Origin of the sequence: Saccharothrix sp. CB00851 (assembly GCF_001905065.1) — a bacterium.
In the GTDB taxonomy this organism is placed as follows: Bacteria; Actinomycetota; Actinomycetes; order Mycobacteriales; family Pseudonocardiaceae; genus Actinosynnema.
This window is the reverse complement of sequence record NZ_LWLC01000066.1, coordinates 213,152-233,142: the sequence shown is the minus strand read 5'-3', so window position 1 is coordinate 233,142 and position 19,991 is coordinate 213,152. Positions and strand designations below refer to the sequence as shown.

The following is a 19,991-nucleotide window of genomic DNA, read 5'->3' as shown; positions in this document are numbered from 1 at the left end:
GCCACGTGCTTGCGGCCGCGTGCCCAAGCGCGTGATCGCCGCCGCGTTGGCCGCGAGGGGGCGGCACGTTGGGGCCGGCGTGGCTCGGCGCGTCGATGGGTTCGGCGACCGTGCTGCCGGTCGGCGCGTCGGCGGCTGGCGCCGCCGGGGTTGCCGGTGGGCGGCGGCCGGCGGCCAGCGGGTGGCGGCCGGCGGGTGGCCGGTGGGTGGCCGGTGGGTGGCCGGTGGGCGGGGGCGGGCGGCTGGCGGGCGGGTGGCACTGGAGGGGCGGCTGGTCGGCTGCGGCGGCCGAGATGGCTGGCGGCCGACGGGTCGCGGCGGTGGCTCGCGCGGCAGGGGCGGCAGGCACAGGGCGAGCGGGCCGGTGCGGCTGCCGACCGGGTGGTGTGGTGGCCGGTGAGGCTCGTCGGCGGTCAGTGGTCGGGCGTCGGGGTTGGGGCCGGGGGCGGGGGCTCCAAGGGTTCGGGGGGCCAAGGAGTCGGGCGTGGGGCTCTCCAGGGGGTCGGGCGGGGTGGTTCGGGGCTCGTCATAATCAACCGAGGTGCGGTAACGGTGTTTCCGTACATTTTCGGGGCATGATCACCCGATGGTGTGACTGCAGGTTCCTGTTTGCCCAGGTCAGGGGCGACGGTAGCGGGGTTCGACTGGGGGGAGGGGTTTCTCCGGCAGGTTGGCGTGGGCTTTTGTCATGAAGTCGAACCAGGTTCGCGCGGGAAGGGTGCCGCCGTAGATGTCGCCCTCGCCGCACAGACGAGGTGGGCCGGCGTTCACGCAGATGCCGCTCGGCGAGGTGCTGTCGTTGAACACCTGGACGGCACCGGCGTAGTCCGGGGTCGCGCCGAGGAACGCGGCGGACTTGTACTCCTCCGTCGTCCCGGTCTTGCCCAACGCCGGCCGCGTCCACCCGAACTGCTTCGCCGCCGCGGCGGCCGTGCCGCGTTCCTGGTCGTCCTCGCTCAGCCCGACCGCCAGCGCGTTCGCCAACGGCTCCTCCACGACCTGCTCGCACGGCGGCTCCTTGTACGCCGTGTCCTTCCCGTACCGGTCCGTGATCTTCACGATCGGCGTCGGACGGCACCACACCCCACCCGACATCAGCGTCGCCGACACGTTCGCCAGCTCCAGCGTGCTCGTCGGCGCCGGCCCCAGGGTGAACGACGCGTTCCCGGACTCCTTGTAGAACTCCGCCTGCGTCACCCGCAGCTCCTTCTGCTTCGACTTCCGGTCCGGCGGCACGCCCGCGATGTTGGTCGCCAACGTGTCCCGCATTCCCAGCCGGTGCGCCATGTCGACCACCGCGTCCAACCCGACCCGCTCCTCCAGGATCACGAACGCGGTGTTGGGTGAGGTGGCCAGCGCCTCCTTCAAGGTCATCCGCGGCGGGTAGCTGCCGTCGTGGTTGCGCAGGCAGTACCAGTACGTGAACGGCTCACCGGTGCCCGGGCACCCCGGCGCACCACCGCGGAACACGCGTGAGGTGTACGAACCGGGCGACTCGACGACGCTCTCGATCCCGAGCCCGCCCTTCTCCAACGCCGCCGCGGCCGTGAACACCTTGTAGACCGACCCAGCGCCGAACTTGTTCTCCACCCCGCTGGGCAGGTCGAACTGGGTCTGGAACTCCTCCTTCTTGAGCCCGTAGTCCCGGTTGGCCACCAGCGCCACGACGTCGTGCCGCTCCTTGCCCGGCCGCACGATCGCCGCCGTGTTCGCGATGCCCGGCGTCGTCTTCGGCACCTGCGCCTCGGCCGCCTGCTTGGCCTGCTGCGTGAGCGTGCGGTCCAAAGTGGTCTGGATGGTGTAGCCGCCGGTCTTCAGCTCGTTCAACGAATAACCGTTGCGGGTCAGGTGGTTCACCACGAACGAGCAGTAGAACCCGAACTCGTGCCCCGCGCCGACGCACCCGGTCGGCAGCGGGCGCACCGGCGTGGCCAGCCCCAGCGGCGCGCGCTTGTGCACCTCGGCCTGCTCGCGCGACAGCTTGCCGTTCTCCGCCATCAGGTCGATGACCATGTTCCGCCGCTCGACCGCCTTGTCCGGCCGGGCCTCCGGGTCCAGGAACGTCGGGCTGTTGACCATCCCGGCGAGCATCGCGGCCTGCGGCACGGTCAGCAGGTCGGGCGTGGTGGCGAAGTAGGCCTGGGACGCCGCCGCGATGCCGTAGATCGTGCCGCCGAACGGCACCACGTCCAGGTACCGCGACAGGATCTCGTCCTTGCTGAGCTGCGACTCCACGTGGACCGCGATCCGCGCCTCGCGCAGCTTGCGGGAGATCGTCTGCTCCTGCGCCTTCTTCTGCCCGGCGACGTCTTCCCGCTCCAGCACGTGCACCAGGTGGTTCTTCACGTACTGCTGCGTGATCGTGGACGCGCCCTGCGAGACGGTGCCCTCGGACTGGTTGCGCAGCGCGGCGCGCAGGGTGGCCAGCCAGTCGACGCCACCGTGCTCGTAGAACCGCCGGTCCTCGGCGGACACCAGCGCGTCCTTCATCACCTGCGCGACCTTGTCCGGCGGCGTGAGCACGCGGTACTGGTCGTAGAGGTAGGCGAACGGGACGCCGTCCTTGTCGGTGATGGTGGTCATCAGCGGCGGCGGCGCCTCCAGCATGTTGAGCGTGGTGGCCGCGACCTGGTCGCTGATCCGGTTGGACATGAGTCCGGCCGCGCCGAACACCGGGATCGCCATCCCGGCGACCAGCAACCCGGCCACCAGGCAGAGGCCGATGAGTTTCGCGAGGGCGGCGGTGCGCATGACCCGAGAGTTACGCTCGGACGGGCGGCGGAAACACCGGGGAAGCGGGTTCACCGCAACGTACGGACAATGACACCCGGACGTTTAACCCGGCATTGTTCACCCATTCGTGGACGTTTCTACGGAGAGTGGATTCACGCGGCGTCGGAGCGGGTGAAGGCGGCGCTGGCGAGGTCGGCCGCGTGCCGCATCGCGGCGGCGTGCAGCGCGGTCAGCGACAGCGCGTCGGCCTGTGCCGCCGGGTCGCCCTCGGCGGGCTCCAGCCGCGACTCGGCGGTCACGTAGACCACGCACTCGGCCGCCACGCTCAGCCGCCGCGCGAGGAACGCCACGGCCCTCATCAGCCGCTCCGCCTCGGCTTCGGTGATCGGCACGACGCGCGGCGGCTCGGCGTCGACCTCGGCGTCGACCTCCTGCCGACTGGCCCGGCAGGCGAGGCCGCGGTCCCACAGGCCGGCCGCCTCGTGCAGTGACTCGATGAACGGCTCCCAGTCCACTTGGGTCGAGGTCATGGTTCTCACCTTCTGTGCGTCGCGCTCATCGGGTGAGTGCCCCCGTAAGTGTCACTTCATGCCGGCTTCCTCGACGGTCGCGGGAATTGATCGTCACCGGCGCGCACCGGATGGTCACATGCCGTGCCGCGAAAGTCGGTATTTGTCATTCGTTCAGGTGTAAACGACTTCTTCAGGTTGTCCGGGTCCGGGTGGTGGTAGCCGTTCGGCAGAAGTCACGGCCGCGAGGCGCGAGCCGCCGCGAGCCGCCGGGCCCGAGCACGCTCCGCCGACGCGGAGAAGGGGAGGAACCCAATGCCGGCGCGATCACACAGGTGGCTGTCCCGCACGACCGCGTCGGCAGTGGTGCTCGCCTGCCTCGCCGCCCTCCACGTACCGGCGACCGCGGCCGAGGCCCCCGCCGACCACTCGGCCGGCTCGCAGATCGCCAAGCACGAGGGCTCGAACCCGGTCGACGCGTCCCAGCTCGTGGTCGACGGCCCCACCGTCCCGGGCATCGACGTCAGCAGCCACCAAGGCGACGTCGATTGGCCGCACTGGTGGGCCCAGGGCAAGCGGTTCGCGTACGTGAAGGCGACCGAGGGCACCGGTTACGTCAACCCCAAGTACGGCCAGCAGTACGACGGCTCGTACCAGGTCGGCATGGTCCGCGGCGCGTACCACTTCGCCCTGCCCGACCGGTCCGACGGCGCCACCCAGGCCCACTACTTCGTCGACCACGGCGGCGGCTGGAGCCCGGACGGCCGCACGCTGCCCGGCGCCCTGGACGTCGAGTACAACCCGTACAGCGACGCCAAGTGCTACGGCCTGGTACCCGAGGCGATGGTGGCCTGGATCCGCCAGTTCAGCGAGACCTACCACGCCCGCACCGGCCGCTTCCCGATGATCTACACGTCCACCTCGTGGTGGGACACCTGCACGGGCCGCCTCGGTGACTTCACCGCGACGAACCCGTTGTGGGTGGCCCGGTACGCCGAGAGCGTCGGCCCGCTGCCGTACCGCTGGTCGGCGCACGCGATCTGGCAGCACACGTCGACCCCGATCGACCAGAACCTGTTCAACGGCACCATGGACGACCTCGTGGCGCTGGCCCGGGGCTGAGTCGTCCGGAACGGCGGTGGCAGCCATGCACATCGACAAGTCCCAGGGCACGCCCTTCCCCGTGCGGTGGCGCGGCTACGACCGGCGACGAGTGGACGAGGAACTGCTCCGCACGCGGTGGGAGCTGGCCCGGCTGCGGGAGGAGCTGGAGGTGCTGCGGATCGACCGGGACGGCGCCGTGGCCACCGCGGACGACCTGATGCGGGAGCTGGAGGACGCGCGCAGCGAGCTCGCCGAGTACCGGGTGCTGCACGCCGGCTACTCGAAGGACAACGCCGTGTCCGGCTGCATCCGCTACCTGATGCACGTGGCCAGGCAGAAGGCGGACGCCTTCGAGACCGACGCGCGGGAGCGCAGCGAGCAGATGCTCAAGCGGGCGGAGGAGGTGGCGCGGCAGCAGGCCGTGCTGCTGGACGAGACCGAGCAGGAGACGCAACGGCGGCTCGCCGAGGCCGAGCAGCGGGCGCGCGAGATCGTGCAGCAGGCGACGGCGGAGGCGAGTGCCCTGCTGGGAGGCCAGGTGGACGGCCAGGACCGGTGGACCCCGGACACCGCGCCGGAGCTGGAGGTGCCGATGCCTCGCATCATCTCCGGGCCGCTGCCCGTCGTGCAGCCGGACGCCGAGGAGCAACGCCCGACCTCGGCCTGAGCGCTTCCTTCAGCTGGGCAGGTCGCGGGGGTGGTCCACGTCGTCGCCGTCCGCCACGTCGCCGCACGGCACGTCGAGCGCGCTGTGCCGGCGCAGGTAGTCACGCGCACCGGCGTCACCGACCGCCGACGCGACCACTCCCGGCCAGTGCTCGGCGCCGATCAGCACGGGGTGGCCGGGTGCGCCGTCGTACGAGGCACGCGCCAGCGCCGCCGGTGAGGCCATCACGCGCAGCCGTTCGACCGCTGCCGCCGTGACGCCGGGCGTGTCCACCGGCAGCACGACGACCGCGCCGACATCCGCGCCGACGTCCGTGCCGGTCAGCGCGGCCAGGCCCGCGCGCAGCGACGAGCCCATGCCGGTGGCCCAGTCGGGGTTGTCCACCACGACGCAGCCGGCCAGCGCGGCCCGTGCGCGCACCGACGACGCCGAGGCGCCGAGCACCACGACGACCGGCGCGCACCCGCCGTCGCGCAGCACCGCCGCGGCCCGGTCGACCCACAGCACGCCGCCGTGCGACACCAGCGCCTTGGGGCCGCCGAACCGCCGCCCGGCCCCCGCGGCGAGCAGCAACCCCGCGACCCGCATGGGGTCACACTAGGGCCTGGTGGCCCTTCAGCTCCGCCCTGTTAGCCACTTCGAGCTTGCGGTAGACCCTGGTCAGGTGCTGTTCCACCGTGCTCACGGTGATGTGCAACCGCATCGCGATCGCCCGGTTGCTGTGGCCACACGCGGCGAGGGTCGCGACCCTGCGCTCCGAGTAGGTCAACTCCGTCATACGCGGGAACACGTGCGGCACCACGGCAGCGGTTCAAATCAAGCTGAGAGATGCTCCAAGAGCAGCGCCGTCAACGCTTCGGGCGCCTCTTCCGGCACCCAGTGCGAGACGTCCTCCAGCATCTCGAACCGGTACGGCCCGGTGACCCAGTCGCCCGTGCTCAACGCCGCCGTCGAGCCGAACGCCACGTCCTCCGTGCTCCACACGTACAGGGTGGGCACGGACACCTTCCCGGCCTTCCCTCCCGGCCGACCGGCGCGGTACCAGTTCAGCGCGGCGGTCAGCGCGCCCGGCTCGGACAGCCGCCGCACGTACTCGTCGACCCGGCTGCGCGGCACCCGCCACTCGAACATCTGCCGCAACGCCGCGCCGTCGTCGTCCAGCATCCGCTTCTCGGTGTTGCTGTTGCGCCACTCGGTCATGTACCCGGACCGCAGGTGCTGGTCCTCGTCGGTGCGCAGGGCCTCGGCGAACGCGCCCGGGTGGGGCGTGGACACGACCGCGAGTTTGCGCAGCCGGTCGGGGTGCTCGGACGCGGTCCACCACGCCACCGCGCCGCCCCAGTCGTGGCCGACCAGGTCGAACGTCGACCAGCCGAGCGAGTCCGCCACCGCGAGCACGTCGCCGACCAGCGCGTCGATCCCGTACTCGGCGGCACGTTCCGGCCGCACGCCGGGGGAGTAGCCGCGCTGGTCGAACGCCACCGCCCGGAAGCCCTCGCGGCCGAGCACCGCCACCTGGTGCTCCCACTCGACGGCGGCCTGGGGGAAGCCGTGCAGCAGCAACACCGGCCGGCCGTCCTCGGGGCCCGCCGCGATCGCGTCGAAGTCGCCCTCGTCGGTCCGCACGCCCATCTGTTCGATCACGGTGCTCTTCAGTCCCCTCGCTCGACCGGTCCGCGTGTTCCGGTGGGCATTCTCGCGCGCCGGCGCGGGCCGACACCCGCACCGGCAACGCGCGGACCGCGCGGCGGAACAGGGCCTCGGCGATCCGCGCCCGCAGGACCGACCTGGGCGGCGTCCACAGGCCGGGCCAGACGCCCTGGCCGGGACGGGGCAGGTCGAGGGCGCGCCGGGACGGTTCCTGCCCGGCGGGCACGTGCTCGGCGCGGGTGGTCCGGACGCGCCCGACCTGCGCGTGCACCGGCCGGACGCGTTCTTCCGCCGGCTCGGCGTGGACGTCAAGATCGGGTTCGGCGAGGCCTACATGGTGGGCGACTGGACGTCCTCCGCCCTGGCCGATCTGCTGACCGCGTTCGCGGCGAAGCTGACCACGCTGGTGCCGCCGCGCCTGCAGCCGCTGCGCCGCTGGGTCGAGCGCCGCCACCCCGCCTCCGACAGCAACGACGTGGTCAACGCCCGGCAGAACATCCACCGGCACTACGACCTGTCCAACGACCTGTTCCGGGTGTTCCTGGACGACACCATGACCTACTCGTCGGCCTGGTTCGACGGCTCCGGCGACACCCTGTCCGACGCGCAACTGCGCAAGATCGACGGCGTGCTGGACTACGCGGGCGTGCGCGCGGGCAGCCGGGTGCTGGAGATCGGCACGGGCTGGGGCGCGCTGGCCGTGCGGGCGGCCCGGCGGGGCGCGACCGTCACCTCGCTGACCCTGTCCGCCGAGCAGCGGGCGCTGGCCGTGCGGCGGGCGGCCGAGGCCGGTGTCGGTGACCGCGTCACCGTGCACCTGCGCGACTACCGGGAGGAACGCGGCCGGTACGACGCGGTGGTGTCGGTGGAGATGATCGAGGCCGTCGGCGCCGAGTACTGGCCCGCCTACTTCGCCGCAGTCGACCGGGCGCTGGTGCCCGGCGGCCGGTTCGGGCTCCAGTCGATCACCATGCCGCACGACCGGATGCTCGCGAGCGCGTCCAGCTACACCTGGATGCACAAGTACATCTTCCCCGGCGGGCTGATCCCGTCGGTCCGGGCGATCGAGGACGCCGTGCGCGAGCACACCGCGATGCGGCTGGTCGAGAGCCGCGAGTTCGGCCGCGACTACGCCGAGACCCTGCGCCGGTGGCGCGAGCGGTTCCTGGCCCGGTGGGACGAGGTGGCCTCGCTCGGCTTCGACGAGACGTTCCGGCGGATGTGGGAGTTCTACCTCGCTTACTCCGAAGCGGGCTTCCGGGTGGGCTACTTGGGTGTCCGACAGTTCGCCGCGGTGAAGTAGCGGAGGCCTCCCACTCGGCCGAACGGCTTATCCGCCATCACCTCCGGGTGCTGTTGCGACCACGCTGCGTCGGATCGTGGTCAGCTTTGGCTTGTCCCGTATCAGGAGCGCCACTGCTTGCTCCTCATCAGTGAGCCGGGATGGCCGGAGGTTGGACGAGCGGGAGGAGGTCGCCGGATGGTGCAGCACGCATCCGTGCGAGCTGACGTCGAGGTGGGGGTCGGCGCGGTCCGCGACGACGTGGGCGTGACCGGTCGTCCCGAGGTCAGGTTGCTGGTGGGCGGGGGCCCGCGCCCGGTGACCGCCCAGTGGCTGGCCGAGGCCGAGCTGTCGGAACTGGTCGACGAGGCGCTGCTGGGTGAACCGTGCGCGATCGGCCAGCTCCTGGCGCGCATCCAGCCGCTGGTGCTGCGCTACTGCCGGGCCCGGGTCGGGTCGAGGGAGCGCACGCTCGTCTCGGCCGAGGACATCGCCCAGGAGGTGTGCCTGGCGGTGGTGTCGGCGCTCGGCAAGTACCAGTACGAGCCGGGCTCGTTCCTGGCGTTCGTCTACGGGATCGCCGCGCACAAGGTCGCCGACGCGCGAAGACGGGCGGTGCGCAGCCGCGCCGAGGTGGTGCCCGAGCTGCCCGACACGCCGACCCTGGAGGCCGGGCCGGAGCAGCGGGCCATGACCGGCGAGATGATCGGCCACGTCACCCAGCTGTTGCAGAGGCTGCCGGAGCGGCAGCGCGAGATCCTGGTGCTGCGGGTCGCCGTCGGGCTGTCGGCGGAGGAGACGGCGGCGGCCGTCGGTTCGACCGCGGGCGCGGTCCGCGTCGCACAGCACCGGGCACTGGCCCGAATGCGTGAGATGTTCGCGGCTGTCGACGGCTGACCCGGCCTGGCATCGTGGGAACATGGCCGCCACGCCTCCGCTCGTGCCACCGGACCAGCCGGCGCCGTCCGCACAACCGGACGCGAGTGCCGCGCCGGTGTTCGACGTGCTGCTGTCGGGGACCGTGTTCCTGGACATCATCTTCACCGGCCTGCCCCGCCCGCCCGCTCCGGGCACCGAGGTGTGGGCCGAAGGGCTCGGCTCGTGCCCCGGCGGCATCGCCAACCTCGCCGTGGCGCTGAGCAGGCTGCAACTGCGGACCGCGCTGTCCGCCGCGTTCGGCGAGGACGCCTACGGCGACTTCTGCTGGGAGATCCTGGCCGAGCAGGAGGGCGTCGACCTCTCCTACTGCCGCCGGTTCTACGGCTGGCACTCGCCGGTGACCGTGTCCATGGCGATGGACCGCGACCGGTCGATGGTGACGCACGGTCACCGGCCGCCCGTGTCGGCCGACGAGATCCTCGACCCGCCGCCCCGCACGCGGGCGTGCTTCGTGCACGTCGGCCCGGAGGACGAGCGGTGGGTGGCGCAGGCGAAGGAGCAGGGCGCGCTGCTGTTCGCCGACATCGGGTGGGACCGGACCGAGCTGTGGGCGCCGGAGCTGCTGCGGCGGTTGGAGCGGTTCGACGCGTTCCTGCCCAACGACGCCGAGGCGCAGCGGTACACCCGGTCGGACACGCCCGAGCGGGCCGCGATGGCGTTGGCCGAGCACGTGCCCGTGGTGGTGGTGACGCGGGGTGGCGGTGGCGCGGTGGCGGTCGACTCGGGCACCGGCGAGGTGGTGGACGTGCCGGGGCTGAACGTCGCGCCGCTGGACTCCACCGGCGCGGGTGACGTGTTCGGCGCCGGTTTCGTGCTGGGGACGCTGTCGGGGTGGCCGCTGGCGGACCGGGTGCGGTTCGCGAACCTGTGCGCCGCGCTGTCGGTGCAGCACTTCGGCGGGTCGCTGTCGGCGCCGGGCTGGGCGGACATCGCCACCTGGTGGCGGACGGTGTCGCGGCGGCCGGACGAGGACCTGAAGGGGTACGCGTTCCTGGAGGACGTGCTGCCCGGCCACGCAGGGGTGGAGGTCCGGCGGGCCAGCGCGACGATCCGGCTGCGCGCGTCGCACTGAGCACCGCCGGGGCGTCCACGCGGGCGTGAGGCTGGTCACCTCCGCGTGCCCGGAGCGCTGCGCCGTCCGGCCGAGCGGGGTTTGACCACGGCCTCCGGTGGGCAGGAGTAACTTCGACAACCGTCGCCGAAGATCGCGCCGAAAACTTCTGCTCCTCACGGAGCAACCTGCGGTGCTCCTCGTGCGACTTAGTCAGTGGGGGTTCCCGCGGGGTTGTGGAAGGGGTTGCTGGTCGGTGTTCGCCGCGCGCGCGACAGGTCTGGTCAAGTTGGTGGGGTTGTGCCTGATGGCGGGCGTGCTCGTCGCGGCGGTGCTGTTCCCGGTGGTGGGCGGCCTCGGGCTGGCGTCCAACCGGGCCGCGGACACCGTGGACCAGACCTCCGGTGAGCTGACCAAGGCCGAGCTGCCCCTCGTGACGACGGTGCTGGACATGCACGGCCAGCCGATCGCGTACCTCTACGACCAGTACCGCGTGCCGGTGCCGTCCGAGGGCATCGCGGACACCATGAAGGCCGCGATCATCGCGATCGAGGACAAGCGGTTCTTCGAGCACAAGGGCGTCGACTGGCAGGGCATCGCCCGTGCCGCCGCCAAGGCCGGTGTCGACGGCGAGACCACCCAGGGCGCCTCGACGCTCACCCAGCAGTACGTGAAGAACTACCTCGCGTTCGTGGTCGGCAAGGGCTCGGAGGAGGCCTACGAGAAGGCGACCGAGGTGACGTTGGGCCGCAAGATCAGCGAGGCCCGCATCGCCACCCAGCTCGAGCAGAAGATGAGCAAGGACGAGATCCTCACCGCCTACCTCAACGTCGTCCCGTTCGGCAACGGCGCGTTCGGCGTGGGCGCGGCGGCGCGCACCTACTTCGACACCACCCCGGACAAGCTGACCGTGCCGCAGGCCGCGATGCTCGCGGGCCTGGTCAACGAGCCGAGCAGGCTCAACCCGGGCTCCGACGTGGACGCCGCGATCAAGCGCCGCAACACCGTGATCGACCGGATGCGCGACAACGGCGCGTTCGGCCCGGACGCGAAGGTCGCCGAGGAGAAGGCCGCCGAGTACAAGGCCACCGACATCGGCGTCGTGCCCGACCTGAAGCTGCTGCCCAACGGCTGCGTCGGTGCGGGCGACGGTCCGGTCTACGGCTTCTTCTGCCGCTACCTGATCGACTACCTGGAGAAGGCGGGCCTGCCGACCGAGGAGCTGCTGCGCGGCGGGTACACGATCACCACGACCATGGACCCGGTCGCCACCCGCGCGGCCAAGGACGCCGCCATGGCGCAGGTGCCCAAGACCCAGCCGGGCATCGCCAACGCGATGGCCGTGGTGCAGCCGGGCACGGACAAGCACCGGGTGCGCGCGCTGGCCGCGAACCGCGACTTCGGCAACAACGCCGACGCCGGGCAGAGCGCCTACTCGATCCCCGCCGAGGTGACCAAGTTCGGCGCGGGCTCGATCTACAAGGTGTTCACCGCCGCGTCGGCGCTGGAGCGCGGTGTCACGGGCATCGACAAGCAGATCGACGTGCCGAAGACCTACACCTCGCGGGTCTACAAGAACGGCAACAAGCCCTACACGGTCAAGAACGCGGGCGACTACAAGGAAAAGATGACCTTGACCGAGGCGCTGGCCCAGTCGCCGAACACCGCGTTCATCATCCTGGAGGAGCAGGCCGGGCTGAACAACGTGGTCGACATGGCCTACCGGCTGGGGCTGCGCGAGTCGATGCAGGGCGTGAACGGCTCGGGCGACCCGCTCAAGGCCGACGGCTCCAACGGCCCGTCCCAGGGTGACGTCTACAAGCGGGACAACAGCGGCTCGTTCACCCTCGGCGCGGGTCCGACCAGCGTGCTGGAGCTGGCGAACGTGGCGGCGACGATCGTCAGCGGCGGCAAGTGGTGCCCGCCGACGCCGGTGGAGAAGGTCGTGGACCGCAACGGCCAGCCGGTGCAGCTGAAGGAAGCGCCGTGTGACCAGGCCGTCGCACCCGAGGTGGCGAACGCCCTGGCGGTCGGCATGAGCGCGGACACCGAGCCGGGCGGCACGGCGGCGCAGGCGGCGTCGAACGCGGGCTGGAACCGGCCGATGATCGGCAAGACCGGCACCACCGAGAACCACTGGTCGGTGGCGTTCATGGGCGCCACTCCGCAGTTCGCCGGCGCGGTCATGACGTTCACCGATGGGGTGGCTCCGCAGGTGATCTGCAACGGCACCCCGCCGAGGCTGTGCGGCCGGAACGACGCGGGCGGTGTTTTCGGTGGTCAGGTGGCTGCGCCGACGTGGTTCAACACCATGCGGGTGATCCACGAGGGCCAGCCGCCCGCCGGCCTGCCGCCGGTCGAGCCGCGCTACCGGTAGCCGACCTTCGTCACGGGTTACGTCACGCCCAAAGGTGCCTCTGACCTGGCCTTTTATAACGAGCTGATACGGAACTTACGGGTACTCGAACACGCTGGGTGACGATCAGTGGGCTTCCTCACCAAAAAGCACTAGTGGTTTCGCCAGGGCTTGCCCTTTCTTGTTACATCGGGTTACGGTCCCCGCCGCATGTCACGGTTCGGTCACCATAGGGACACGGCGTCGCTCCCCGAAAGCGCCGCCAGCCTGGATCCCCCGCCAGGTGTCCCTGTGACCGGGCCGTGCTCCCCGATGCAGGAAGGCACTACCTTGGCACGGCACACGAAAGCCGGAGGTCGACGCGCGTTCACCGCGCCCCACACCTCCTCCCGCAAACGCTCCCACCGCGCGGAGTGCGATCGGAAGCCCGTGAGCGGCCGGGTCGCGGCGGTCGTCGTCGCGGCGGGCGCCCTCGCCACCGGCGTGGGCGCCACCGGCGGCCTCGACGGCGGCGACGCCCGGTTCCTCCCGGTCGGCGCGAGTTCCGACCTGGCGGCCGCCCTGGTGCACACCTCCGCGCCCCGCGAGGCCGAGGTCCGCACCGTCCACGCCGTCGAGCCCGCGTTCGAAGCGGCGAAGCTGCTGCGCTCCGAAGGGCTCTTCGTCCGGCAGCACGTCGACCAGGCGATCCGCCGCGCGTCCGACGGCTACGCCGCGCGCCAGGCCGAGCTGAAGCGGCAGCAGGAAGCCGCCGCGGCCGAGCAGGCCCGCATCGACGCCGAGAATGCCCGGATCGCCGAAGAACAGGCCCGGATCGCCGAGCAGCAGGCCGCCGAGCGGGCCGCCGCCGAGGCTGCGAGCCGGCCGAAGGTCGCCAAGCCCGCCGAGGGCTCGTTCACGTCCGGCTTCGGCGCCCGCTGGGGCACCACCCACTACGGCGTGGACATCGCCAACTCCATCGGCACCCCGATCTTGTCCGCCATGGACGGCGTCGTGGTCGAGTCGGGCCCGGCGTCCGGCTTCGGCCTGTGGGTGCGCGTGCGGCACGACGACGGCACGATCACCATCTACGGCCACATCAACGAGAGCCTGGTGTCGGCGGGTCAGCGGGTCAACGCGGGCCAGCAGATCGCCACCATGGGCAACCGCGGCCAGTCCACCGGCCCGCACCTGCACTTCGAGGTGTGGATCAACGGCTCGCAGAAGATCGACCCGGTCGGCTGGCTGGGCGAGCGCGGCATCTCCCTGTAGAGACTTCGCGTACCGCGGCAAGCGCGCTCGACATTCGAAGCACGCGCGAACCCCGCGCCCAGGGCCACGCACGACGGCTTGTCGGCGCGTACCACGTTCTGCCCCGCCGGGCTCACTCCGGCGGGGCAGAACGGCGTACAGGGGCGGGTACGCGCAAGGTTTGGCTACCCGGCTCTGGGACGGGCGACGCGTGAGCTGCGCCACCCCGGGTGGTCTTGTACGGTTGCATACCGACTGGTCGGTACCTGCGGTACGGTGGCGGCCGGACACCTTCAGGGAGGCGATCGTGGGTCGTTGGGGAATCACGCTGCCGCTGACCGGCGTGCCGGTGCTCGACCACCGCGCGCTGGTGGCCGAACTGGCCGACCTCGGCTACACCGACGTCTGGTCGGCCGAGACCGCGGGCACCGACGCGTTCACGCCGCTGGCGCTCGCCGCGCAGTGGTCGGACCGCGTCCGGCTCGGCACCGCCATCGCCCCCGTGTACACGCGCGGACCGGCGACGCTGGCGATGACCGCGGCGACCCTGGCCGAGGTGTCCGGCGGGCGGTTCGTGCTGGGCATCGGGTCGTCCTCGCCCGCGATCGTCGAACGCTGGAACGGCGTGCCGTTCCGCGACCCGTTCAAGCGCACCCGGGACACGCTGCGGTTCCTCAAGGCGGCGTTGACGGGCGAGAAGGTGTCCGAGGAGTACGAGACGTTCGCCGTGCGCGGCTTCAAGCTGGAGCGCGCGCCCGAGCACCGGGTGCCGATCATGCTGGCGGCGTTGCGCCCGGGGATGCTGCGGCTGGCCGGCCGGGAGGCCGACGGCGCGATCACCAACTGGCTCGGCGCGGACGACGTGCCCAAGGTGCGTGCCGAGATGGACGGCGGCGAGCTGGCCGCCCGGATCTTCGTGTGCCCGACCGAGGACGCCGCCGCGGCCCGTGCGCTGGGGCGGATGCTGATCAGCACGTACCTCACCGTGCCCGCGTACGCGGCGTTCCACGACTGGCTCGGCCGCGGCGAGGCGTTGCGCCCGATGCACGAGGCGTGGGCGTCCGGTGACCGGCGCGGCGCGGGCGCGCTCATCCTCGACGAGGTGGTGGACCAGCTGATCGTGCACGGCAGCGTGGACGAGTGCCGCGCGCACGTGGCGAAGTACGCGGCCAACGGCGTCGACACGCCCGTCATCGCCCTGTTGCCCACCGGCGCGGACCAGCTCGACCTGGTGCGCGCCCTGGCGCCGGGGGCCTGACCGTGGCGCGGCGCACCGGGGCGACGCCCGAGCGGATCGTGGGCGCGGCCGTGCGGTTGTTCGCCGCGAAGGGGTTCGACGCGACGACGGTGCAGGAGGTCGTCGAGGCCGCCTCGGTCACCAAGGGCGCGCTCTACCACTACTTCGGGTCCAAGGACGACCTGCTGTTCGAGATCTACCGGTCGCTGATCGGGCGGCAGATGGCCGACCTGGACCGGATCGTGGCGGCCCGGCTGGACGCGGCCACCACGGTCCGGCGGATCCTGGTCAGCCTGGTCGAGACGACGGCGGCGAGCGTGGACGAGACCGCGGTGTTCGTGCGCGAGATGCACCGGCTGGACGCCGAGCGGATGGCGAGCTTCCGGTCTGAGCGGCGGAGGTACCACGAGACGTTCCGGTCCGTGGTCGAGCAGGCGCAGCGGGCCGGTGAGTTCGGCTCGGGCGTGCCTGCTGACACGGTCGTGCTGATCGCGTTGGGCGTGGTCAACCAGCTGCCGACCTGGTACCGGCCGGAGGGGCCCAAGTCGCCGGCGCAGCTCGGTGAGGAGATCGCCGACTTTGTCCTGGCCGGGTTGCGGCCCTGGTGATGGGGTGCGGCTTTCAAAGCTTCGAAAAGCTTGAAAGCGTCCTCGCCGGACGGGCAGATCAGCAGGATGACCTCCCGCTCGTTCCGTCTCGGTCTCGTTGCGTCGGGGATGTCCTGTTGCGTCGTGGTCCCGGGGTGCGTGTCATCCCACCGACCTCCCTCCGGGCTACCACACGCGTCAAGAGGGCGCCCGAAGTTGGGGTATCAGGCAGCGCTTGCACGACGCCCTCTTGACACGTGCGGTAGGGCTACGCCAGGTCGGCGGGATGACACGAACCCCTACTTCTGAAAAGCGGCCGCACCCGCCCCGGGCCTGTTCGTCCCCGCGCTCGCCGGCGACCCCCTGCACGTGCCACTGGCGGCGCTCTTTCTCCCTCATAGGAGGGCTTCGTGTCATCCCGCCGACCTGGCGCAGCCTTACCGCACGTGTCAAGGGCGGCGCGTCCACCTTTGCCTGCTACTTCACTTAGGGCTCGCGCCGCCCTTGACACGTGTGGTAACCCGGAGGGAGGTCGGTGGGATGACACGGAGTCCGGGACCACCAACCCAACCGGAGTTCCCAACCCAACAAGACCGAGACGGGACCGGGGGATGTCATCCTGCTGATCTGCCCGTCCGGCGAGGACGCTTTTCAGGGCTTTTGATCTTCCCTCTATGGCGGTCAGGCGGTGCGGTCGGCCCGTTCGCGCAGCACGGTCAGCGCCTTGTCGGCGTGGGTGTTCATGGCGAACTCGGATTTGATGACGTCGATCACGGTCCGGTCGGTGTCGATGACGAACGTGTGCCGCTTCACCGGCAGCGGCCCGAAGCGGCGCTTCACCCCGAACCGCGCGGCCACCTCGCCGTCGCCGTCGGACAGCAGCGGGTAGTCGAACTCATGCCGGGTGGCGAACTCATTCTGCCGCTGCACGGAGTCCGGACTTATGCCCACCCGCTGCGCCCCGACCTCTGCGAACTCGGCCGCGAGGTCGCGGAAGTGGCAGCTCTCGGCGGTGCACCCGGCGGTCATCGCGGCGGGGTAGAAGAACAGCACCACGGGGCCGTCGGCGAGCAGCCCGGACAGCGTGCGCGGCGTGCCGTCCTGGTCGGGCAGGGTGAAGTCGGGTGCCTGGTCGCCTGCCTTCATGGCGGTCCTCTCGCAGGGTGTCGATCACGTGCCGCAGGGTGCTGGGGACAAGGCAACCGTACGGTTCTCGCTAATCTCGTACCAGGCCGGGAGGTGTGAGTTGACGAGCATGTCCGACGTCGCGCGGGCCGCCGGGGTGTCCGCGGCGACGGTGTCGCGGGCGCTGCGCGGCGAGCCCGGCGTGTCCGAGGCGACCCGCCGGTACGTGACCGAGGTCGCCAAGCGGATGCGGTACGCGATCGCGCGGGACGCGTCCAGCCTCGCCGGCGGTCGGCGGTACGCGGTCGCCGTGCTGACCGCCGACGTGGGCCGGGGCGACCTGCTCGCGGGCGCGGAGGGCGCGTTGCGGCAGGCCGGGTACGACGTGCTGCTCTACGTGCTGCGCGACGCCGACGCGCGCAAGCGGTTCTTCGAGGAGCTGCCGCTGGCCCGGCGGGTCGACGGGGTGCTCGCGCTCGCGGTCAACCTCACCGACGCCGAGGACGCCGCGCTGGCGGGCTTGGACGTGCCCGTGGTCGCGGTGTGGGACGGCGACCTGCGCGAGGCGCTGCGGCTGGCCGTCGGCCACCTCACCGGGCTGCGCCACCGGGACGTGGCGCTGGTGCTGGCCGGCGACATCGACGAGTCCTACGACGAGGTGCTGGTCGCCGAGGGGCTGTCGGTCCGTCCGGAGTGGACGCTGTGGTCGTCCTCGACGGTGGCGGGCGGCGAGCAGGTGGTGGACGCGCTGCTCGACGGCGAACGGCTGCCGTCCGCGGTGATCAGCACGAGCGGCGAGGTGGCGCTGGGCGTGTTCCTGCGGCTGCGCCGCGACGGCCGCGACGTGCCCGGTGACGTGTCGATCGTCAGCCTGGAGGGCACCGACCTGGCCCGCGCCGTGGGCATGACCGCGGTGGAGGGCGCCTGGCGGGAACGCGGCGAGCACGCCGTGGACGTGCTGCTGGCCCGGCTGCGCGGCGAGGAGGACGACACCGAGCCGCCGTCGGTGCAGCTGGTGGTGCGCGAGTCGACCGGCCCGGCAGGTTCTTGACGCGGCGAGGTTTGAACTCACTCGGCTGGGTTATTAACCACGGGCAACCTCCTGCAACCTTTGGGTGACCAGTTGTCACCAGCCTGGATTCCGACCGACGGGGAAGGCGAAGCTGTCCGACGTGGACGACGAGCTCGCGGCACTGGCCGAGGCCCACGGCGTGGCCACCCACTACGAGGACGCCACCCAACGCCGAGCCGACGTCGACCCCGATGTGGTGGTCGCGGTGCTCGCGCAGCTGGACGTGGACGCCTCGACGCCGGAGGCGGTCCGGCGCGCGCTCGCCGCGGCGAAAGTACCGCCGCGCACGGTCGTCCTGCGCGAAGGCGACGTCCTGACCGAGCCCGGAACGGTCGAGCTGGAGGACGGCGGCAAGGTCGAGCTGCCCGCCGCGTTGCCGCTGGGCTACCACCGGCTCGGTGCGCGGACCGTGATCGTCGCGCCGCGCAAGCTCTCACCCGTCCCCCGGTCGTGGGGGTGGATGCTCCAGCTCTACGCGATGCGCTCGGCCGAGTCGTGGGGCATGGGCGACTACGCCGACCTCGCCACGCTGGCCCGGCGCAGCGCGGCCGAACTCGGCGCGGGCGTGCTGCTGGTCAACCCGGTGCAGGCGATCAGCCCCACCCTGCCGGTGGAGCGCTCGCCGTACTCGCCGTCGAGCCGTCGCTTCGCCAACCCGCTCTACCTGCGGATCTCCGACGTCCCGGCCTACCGCGCCGCCGACGACGCCACCCGTGCCGAGATCAACGCGCTGCGCCCGCCCGCCGACACCGACCTGATCGACTACGACGCCGTCTGGACGGCCAAGGCCAAGGCGCTCGAACTGCTCTGGCGGCATGAGGAGCACCGCGCGCCCGAGGGCGAGCTGCTGGACTTCGCCCGGTTCTGCGCGCTGGCCGAGGTGCACGGCCCGGACTGGCGCGAGTGGCCGCCCGAGCAGCGCGACCCGGCCACCGCCACCCCCGACCCCGAGCGGGTGGCGTTCCACGCGTGGCTGCAGGAGCTGTGCGAGCAGCAGCTGGCCGCCGCGCGCCGGGCCGCGCGTGACGCGGGCATGCCCGTCGGCGTCGTGCACGACCTGCCGGTGGGCGTCAACCCCGGCGGCGCGGACACGTGGGCCGTCCGCGACGCGTTCGCCGCGGACGTCACGGTCGGCGCGCCACCGGACGCGTTCAGCCGCCTCGGCCAGGACTGGGGCCTGCCGCCGTGGCGGCCCGACCGGCTCGCCGAGCAGGGCTACGAGCCGTTCCGGGCCGTGGTGCGCAGCGTGCTGCGGCACGCCGACGGCATCCGCATCGACCACGTCGCCGGCCTGTGGCGGCTGTGGTGGATCCCGCCGGGCGAGCCACCCAAGCGCGGCACGTACGTGCACTACGACCCGGACGCCATGCTGGCCGTGCTGACGCTGGAGGCGCACCGGGCCGGCGCGGTCGTCGTCGGCGAGGACCTCGGCACGGTCGAGCCGAAGGTCACCGAGGCGTTGCACGAGCACGGCGTGCTCAGCTCGGCGGTGCTGTGGTTCCAGCGCGAGTACGACCTGCCCGACCACCCGCTGGTGCCGCCGGAGAAGTGGACCGCGTCGGCCATGGCGAGCATCTCCACCCACGACCTGCCGACGGTGGCCGGGTTCCTGGCCGCCGAACACATTCGGGTGCGAGCCGAACTGGGGCAGTTTGAGGGGCCGGTGGACGGGGAATACCGGGCAGCCGAGCGTGAGCGCGGGGAGTTGCTCGAACTCCTCAAGCAGGAAGGTGTACCTGCCGATGACCTGGTTACCGCGTTCCACGCACTGCTCGCGAAAGCCCGTTCCGTGCTCGTGCTGACCTCGCCGCAGGACGCGCTGGGCGAGACCCGCCAGCCCAACCTGCCCGGCACCACCGACCAGTACCCGAACTGGCGCATCCCGCTGCCCGTCGCGCTCGACGAGTTGTTCGTCGACCCGCGCGTGCGGCGGGTGGCCGGGGTGCTGGCGGACGGCCGCACGCCCACACTCGACGGGAGCGGTTCGTGATGAAGCGAAACCCGCACGTCACAGCGCGCGGCCCGGCCGCGGAGTATCGTCAACCAGTCACCCGCGCCAAGGTTGGAGGTGGCAGTCACCCGTGAACACCGACTTGATGTCCCGTACCGGGCTGGTGCCCGAGCAGATGATTCCCCAGAGCAGCAGCACCCCCGCGGACGCTCTGGAGTCGACCGTCGAGAAGGTCCTGGTGGCCGTCCGACCGTCGAACCTGGCCGATCCGCTTTCCGGCGCCCTGGACGCCGAAGAGTCCCTTCGGGACGCTCTGCGGCGCACCGACGTGGGTTCCGACGGAGCGCTCGCCCAGGCGGTGGCCTGCGCCGAGGCCGCCTGCGAGCACCTGCGCTACTGCGAGTGGCAGGAGGCGAGGTTGCTCCTGGTCGCCGCGCGCGGCCAGCTCGTCAGGTCGCACGCCGGCAGGACGTGATCTAGAACGGTAGGGGTCGGAAC

General features: G+C 71.8%; 18 protein-coding genes. 12 read left to right on the top strand and 6 right to left on the bottom strand.

Going from position 1 to position 19,991, the window contains the following annotated elements; translation table 11 throughout:
- Positions 1 to 618 precede the first annotated feature (618 nt).
- Together A6A25_RS41960 and A6A25_RS41955 are read right to left on the bottom strand one after the other, a co-directional pair.
- Positions 619 to 2,751, bottom strand: a complete 2,133-nt coding sequence (locus A6A25_RS41960; protein ID WP_073900182.1) for a transglycosylase domain-containing protein — start codon at positions 2,749 to 2,751, stop codon at positions 619 to 621.
- A gap of 134 nt (positions 2,752 to 2,885) precedes the next feature.
- Positions 2,886 to 3,263, bottom strand: coding sequence for a hypothetical protein (locus tag A6A25_RS41955; protein ID WP_073900180.1), 378 nt, complete (start codon positions 3,261 to 3,263; stop codon positions 2,886 to 2,888).
- A gap of 294 nt (positions 3,264 to 3,557) precedes the next feature.
- Between A6A25_RS41955 and A6A25_RS41950 the strand changes: the two genes are divergently transcribed.
- Both A6A25_RS41950 and A6A25_RS41945 read left to right on the top strand, forming a co-directional pair.
- Complete coding sequence (locus tag A6A25_RS41950; RefSeq protein ID WP_083669102.1) at positions 3,558 to 4,364, top strand: lysozyme; 807 nt, start codon at positions 3,558 to 3,560, stop codon at positions 4,362 to 4,364.
- 25 nt (positions 4,365 to 4,389) lie between these two features.
- Positions 4,390 to 5,013, top strand: a complete 624-nt coding sequence (locus tag A6A25_RS41945; protein WP_073900178.1) for a hypothetical protein — start codon at positions 4,390 to 4,392, stop codon at positions 5,011 to 5,013.
- Positions 5,014 to 5,022: 9 nt separating this feature from the next.
- Here the strand turns inward: A6A25_RS41945 and A6A25_RS41940 are convergent, their stop codons facing one another.
- Genes A6A25_RS41940 through A6A25_RS41930 form a run of 3 tightly spaced genes read right to left on the bottom strand, consistent with a single transcriptional unit; the run spans position 5,023 to position 6,645 of the window.
- A complete protein-coding gene (locus A6A25_RS41940; protein WP_073900176.1) occupies positions 5,023 to 5,601 on the bottom strand; it encodes a nucleotidyltransferase family protein in 579 nt (192 codons plus the stop codon).
- A 4-nt stretch (positions 5,602 to 5,605) separates the two neighbouring features.
- Positions 5,606 to 5,803, bottom strand: coding sequence for a helix-turn-helix domain-containing protein (locus A6A25_RS41935; protein WP_241829209.1), 198 nt, complete (start codon positions 5,801 to 5,803; stop codon positions 5,606 to 5,608).
- A 26-nt stretch (positions 5,804 to 5,829) separates the two neighbouring features.
- Positions 5,830 to 6,645, bottom strand: coding sequence for an alpha/beta fold hydrolase (locus tag A6A25_RS41930; protein ID WP_380736051.1), 816 nt, complete (start codon positions 6,643 to 6,645; stop codon positions 5,830 to 5,832).
- A gap of 46 nt (positions 6,646 to 6,691) precedes the next feature.
- Here A6A25_RS41930 and A6A25_RS41925 point away from each other — a divergent pair, with 46 nt between their 5' ends.
- From A6A25_RS41925 to A6A25_RS41895, 7 genes are all read left to right on the top strand, one after another.
- Positions 6,692 to 7,966, top strand: coding sequence for an SAM-dependent methyltransferase (locus A6A25_RS41925; protein WP_241829208.1), 1,275 nt, complete (start codon positions 6,692 to 6,694; stop codon positions 7,964 to 7,966).
- Positions 7,967 to 8,143: 177 nt separating this feature from the next.
- Entirely contained in the window at positions 8,144 to 8,842 is a 699-nt protein-coding gene (shbA, locus tag A6A25_RS41920) for an RNA polymerase sigma factor ShbA (protein ID WP_083669101.1), read from the top strand.
- A 22-nt stretch (positions 8,843 to 8,864) separates the two neighbouring features.
- Entirely contained in the window at positions 8,865 to 9,956 is a 1,092-nt protein-coding gene (locus tag A6A25_RS41915) for a PfkB family carbohydrate kinase (RefSeq protein WP_083669100.1), read from the top strand.
- A gap of 235 nt (positions 9,957 to 10,191) precedes the next feature.
- A complete protein-coding gene (locus A6A25_RS41910; protein ID WP_241829207.1) occupies positions 10,192 to 12,312 on the top strand; it encodes a transglycosylase domain-containing protein in 2,121 nt (706 codons plus the stop codon).
- A 291-nt stretch (positions 12,313 to 12,603) separates the two neighbouring features.
- Positions 12,604 to 13,542, top strand: coding sequence for a M23 family metallopeptidase (locus tag A6A25_RS41905; protein WP_073900171.1), 939 nt, complete (start codon positions 12,604 to 12,606; stop codon positions 13,540 to 13,542).
- Between the two features lie 286 nt (positions 13,543 to 13,828).
- Complete coding sequence (locus A6A25_RS41900) at positions 13,829 to 14,779, top strand: LLM class F420-dependent oxidoreductase (RefSeq protein ID WP_073900169.1); 951 nt, start codon at positions 13,829 to 13,831, stop codon at positions 14,777 to 14,779.
- Between the two features lie 2 nt (positions 14,780 to 14,781).
- On the top strand, positions 14,782 to 15,366 hold the full coding sequence (locus A6A25_RS41895) for a TetR/AcrR family transcriptional regulator (RefSeq protein WP_073900167.1): 585 nt from the start codon (positions 14,782 to 14,784) through the stop codon (positions 15,364 to 15,366).
- Between the two features lie 660 nt (positions 15,367 to 16,026).
- Here the strand turns inward: A6A25_RS41895 and A6A25_RS41890 are convergent.
- Entirely contained in the window at positions 16,027 to 16,491 is a 465-nt protein-coding gene (locus tag A6A25_RS41890) for a peroxiredoxin (protein WP_073900165.1), read from the bottom strand.
- A gap of 109 nt (positions 16,492 to 16,600) precedes the next feature.
- Between A6A25_RS41890 and A6A25_RS41885 the strand changes: the two genes are divergently transcribed.
- From A6A25_RS41885 to A6A25_RS41875, 3 genes are all read left to right on the top strand, one after another.
- Positions 16,601 to 17,521: a LacI family DNA-binding transcriptional regulator gene (locus A6A25_RS41885; protein WP_073900163.1), complete on the top strand. Its 921-nt coding sequence runs from the start codon at positions 16,601 to 16,603 to the stop codon at positions 17,519 to 17,521.
- Positions 17,522 to 17,642: 121 nt separating this feature from the next.
- Positions 17,643 to 19,532 (top strand): 4-alpha-glucanotransferase, encoded by a 1,890-nt coding sequence (gene malQ, locus A6A25_RS41880; RefSeq protein ID WP_073900162.1) that lies wholly within the window; start codon positions 17,643 to 17,645, stop codon positions 19,530 to 19,532.
- A 91-nt stretch (positions 19,533 to 19,623) separates the two neighbouring features.
- Positions 19,624 to 19,968: a hypothetical protein gene (locus A6A25_RS41875; protein ID WP_073900160.1), complete on the top strand. Its 345-nt coding sequence runs from the start codon at positions 19,624 to 19,626 to the stop codon at positions 19,966 to 19,968.
- Positions 19,969 to 19,991: the final 23 nt, after the last annotated feature.

Excerpts from the sequence above, each read along its gene's own strand:
- A6A25_RS41960 (WP_073900182.1), bottom strand. The coding sequence starts at position 2,751 with ATGCGCACCGCCGCCCTCGCGAAACTCATCGGCCTCTGCCTGGTGGCC.
- A6A25_RS41955 (WP_073900180.1), bottom strand. The coding sequence starts at position 3,263 with ATGACCTCGACCCAAGTGGACTGGGAGCCGTTCATCGAGTCACTGCAC.
- A6A25_RS41950 (WP_083669102.1), top strand. The coding sequence starts at position 3,558 with ATGCCGGCGCGATCACACAGGTGGCTGTCCCGCACGACCGCGTCGGCA.
- A6A25_RS41945 (WP_073900178.1), top strand. The coding sequence starts at position 4,390 with ATGCACATCGACAAGTCCCAGGGCACGCCCTTCCCCGTGCGGTGGCGC.
- A6A25_RS41940 (WP_073900176.1), bottom strand. The coding sequence starts at position 5,601 with ATGCGGGTCGCGGGGTTGCTGCTCGCCGCGGGGGCCGGGCGGCGGTTC.
- A6A25_RS41930 (WP_380736051.1), bottom strand. The coding sequence starts at position 6,645 with ATGGGCGTGCGGACCGACGAGGGCGACTTCGACGCGATCGCGGCGGGC.
- shbA (WP_083669101.1), top strand. The coding sequence starts at position 8,144 with ATGGTGCAGCACGCATCCGTGCGAGCTGACGTCGAGGTGGGGGTCGGC.
- A6A25_RS41915 (WP_083669100.1), top strand. The coding sequence starts at position 8,865 with ATGGCCGCCACGCCTCCGCTCGTGCCACCGGACCAGCCGGCGCCGTCC.
- A6A25_RS41905 (WP_073900171.1), top strand. The coding sequence starts at position 12,604 with ATGCAGGAAGGCACTACCTTGGCACGGCACACGAAAGCCGGAGGTCGA.
- A6A25_RS41890 (WP_073900165.1), bottom strand. The coding sequence starts at position 16,491 with ATGAAGGCAGGCGACCAGGCACCCGACTTCACCCTGCCCGACCAGGAC.
- A6A25_RS41885 (WP_073900163.1), top strand. The coding sequence starts at position 16,601 with ATGTCCGACGTCGCGCGGGCCGCCGGGGTGTCCGCGGCGACGGTGTCG.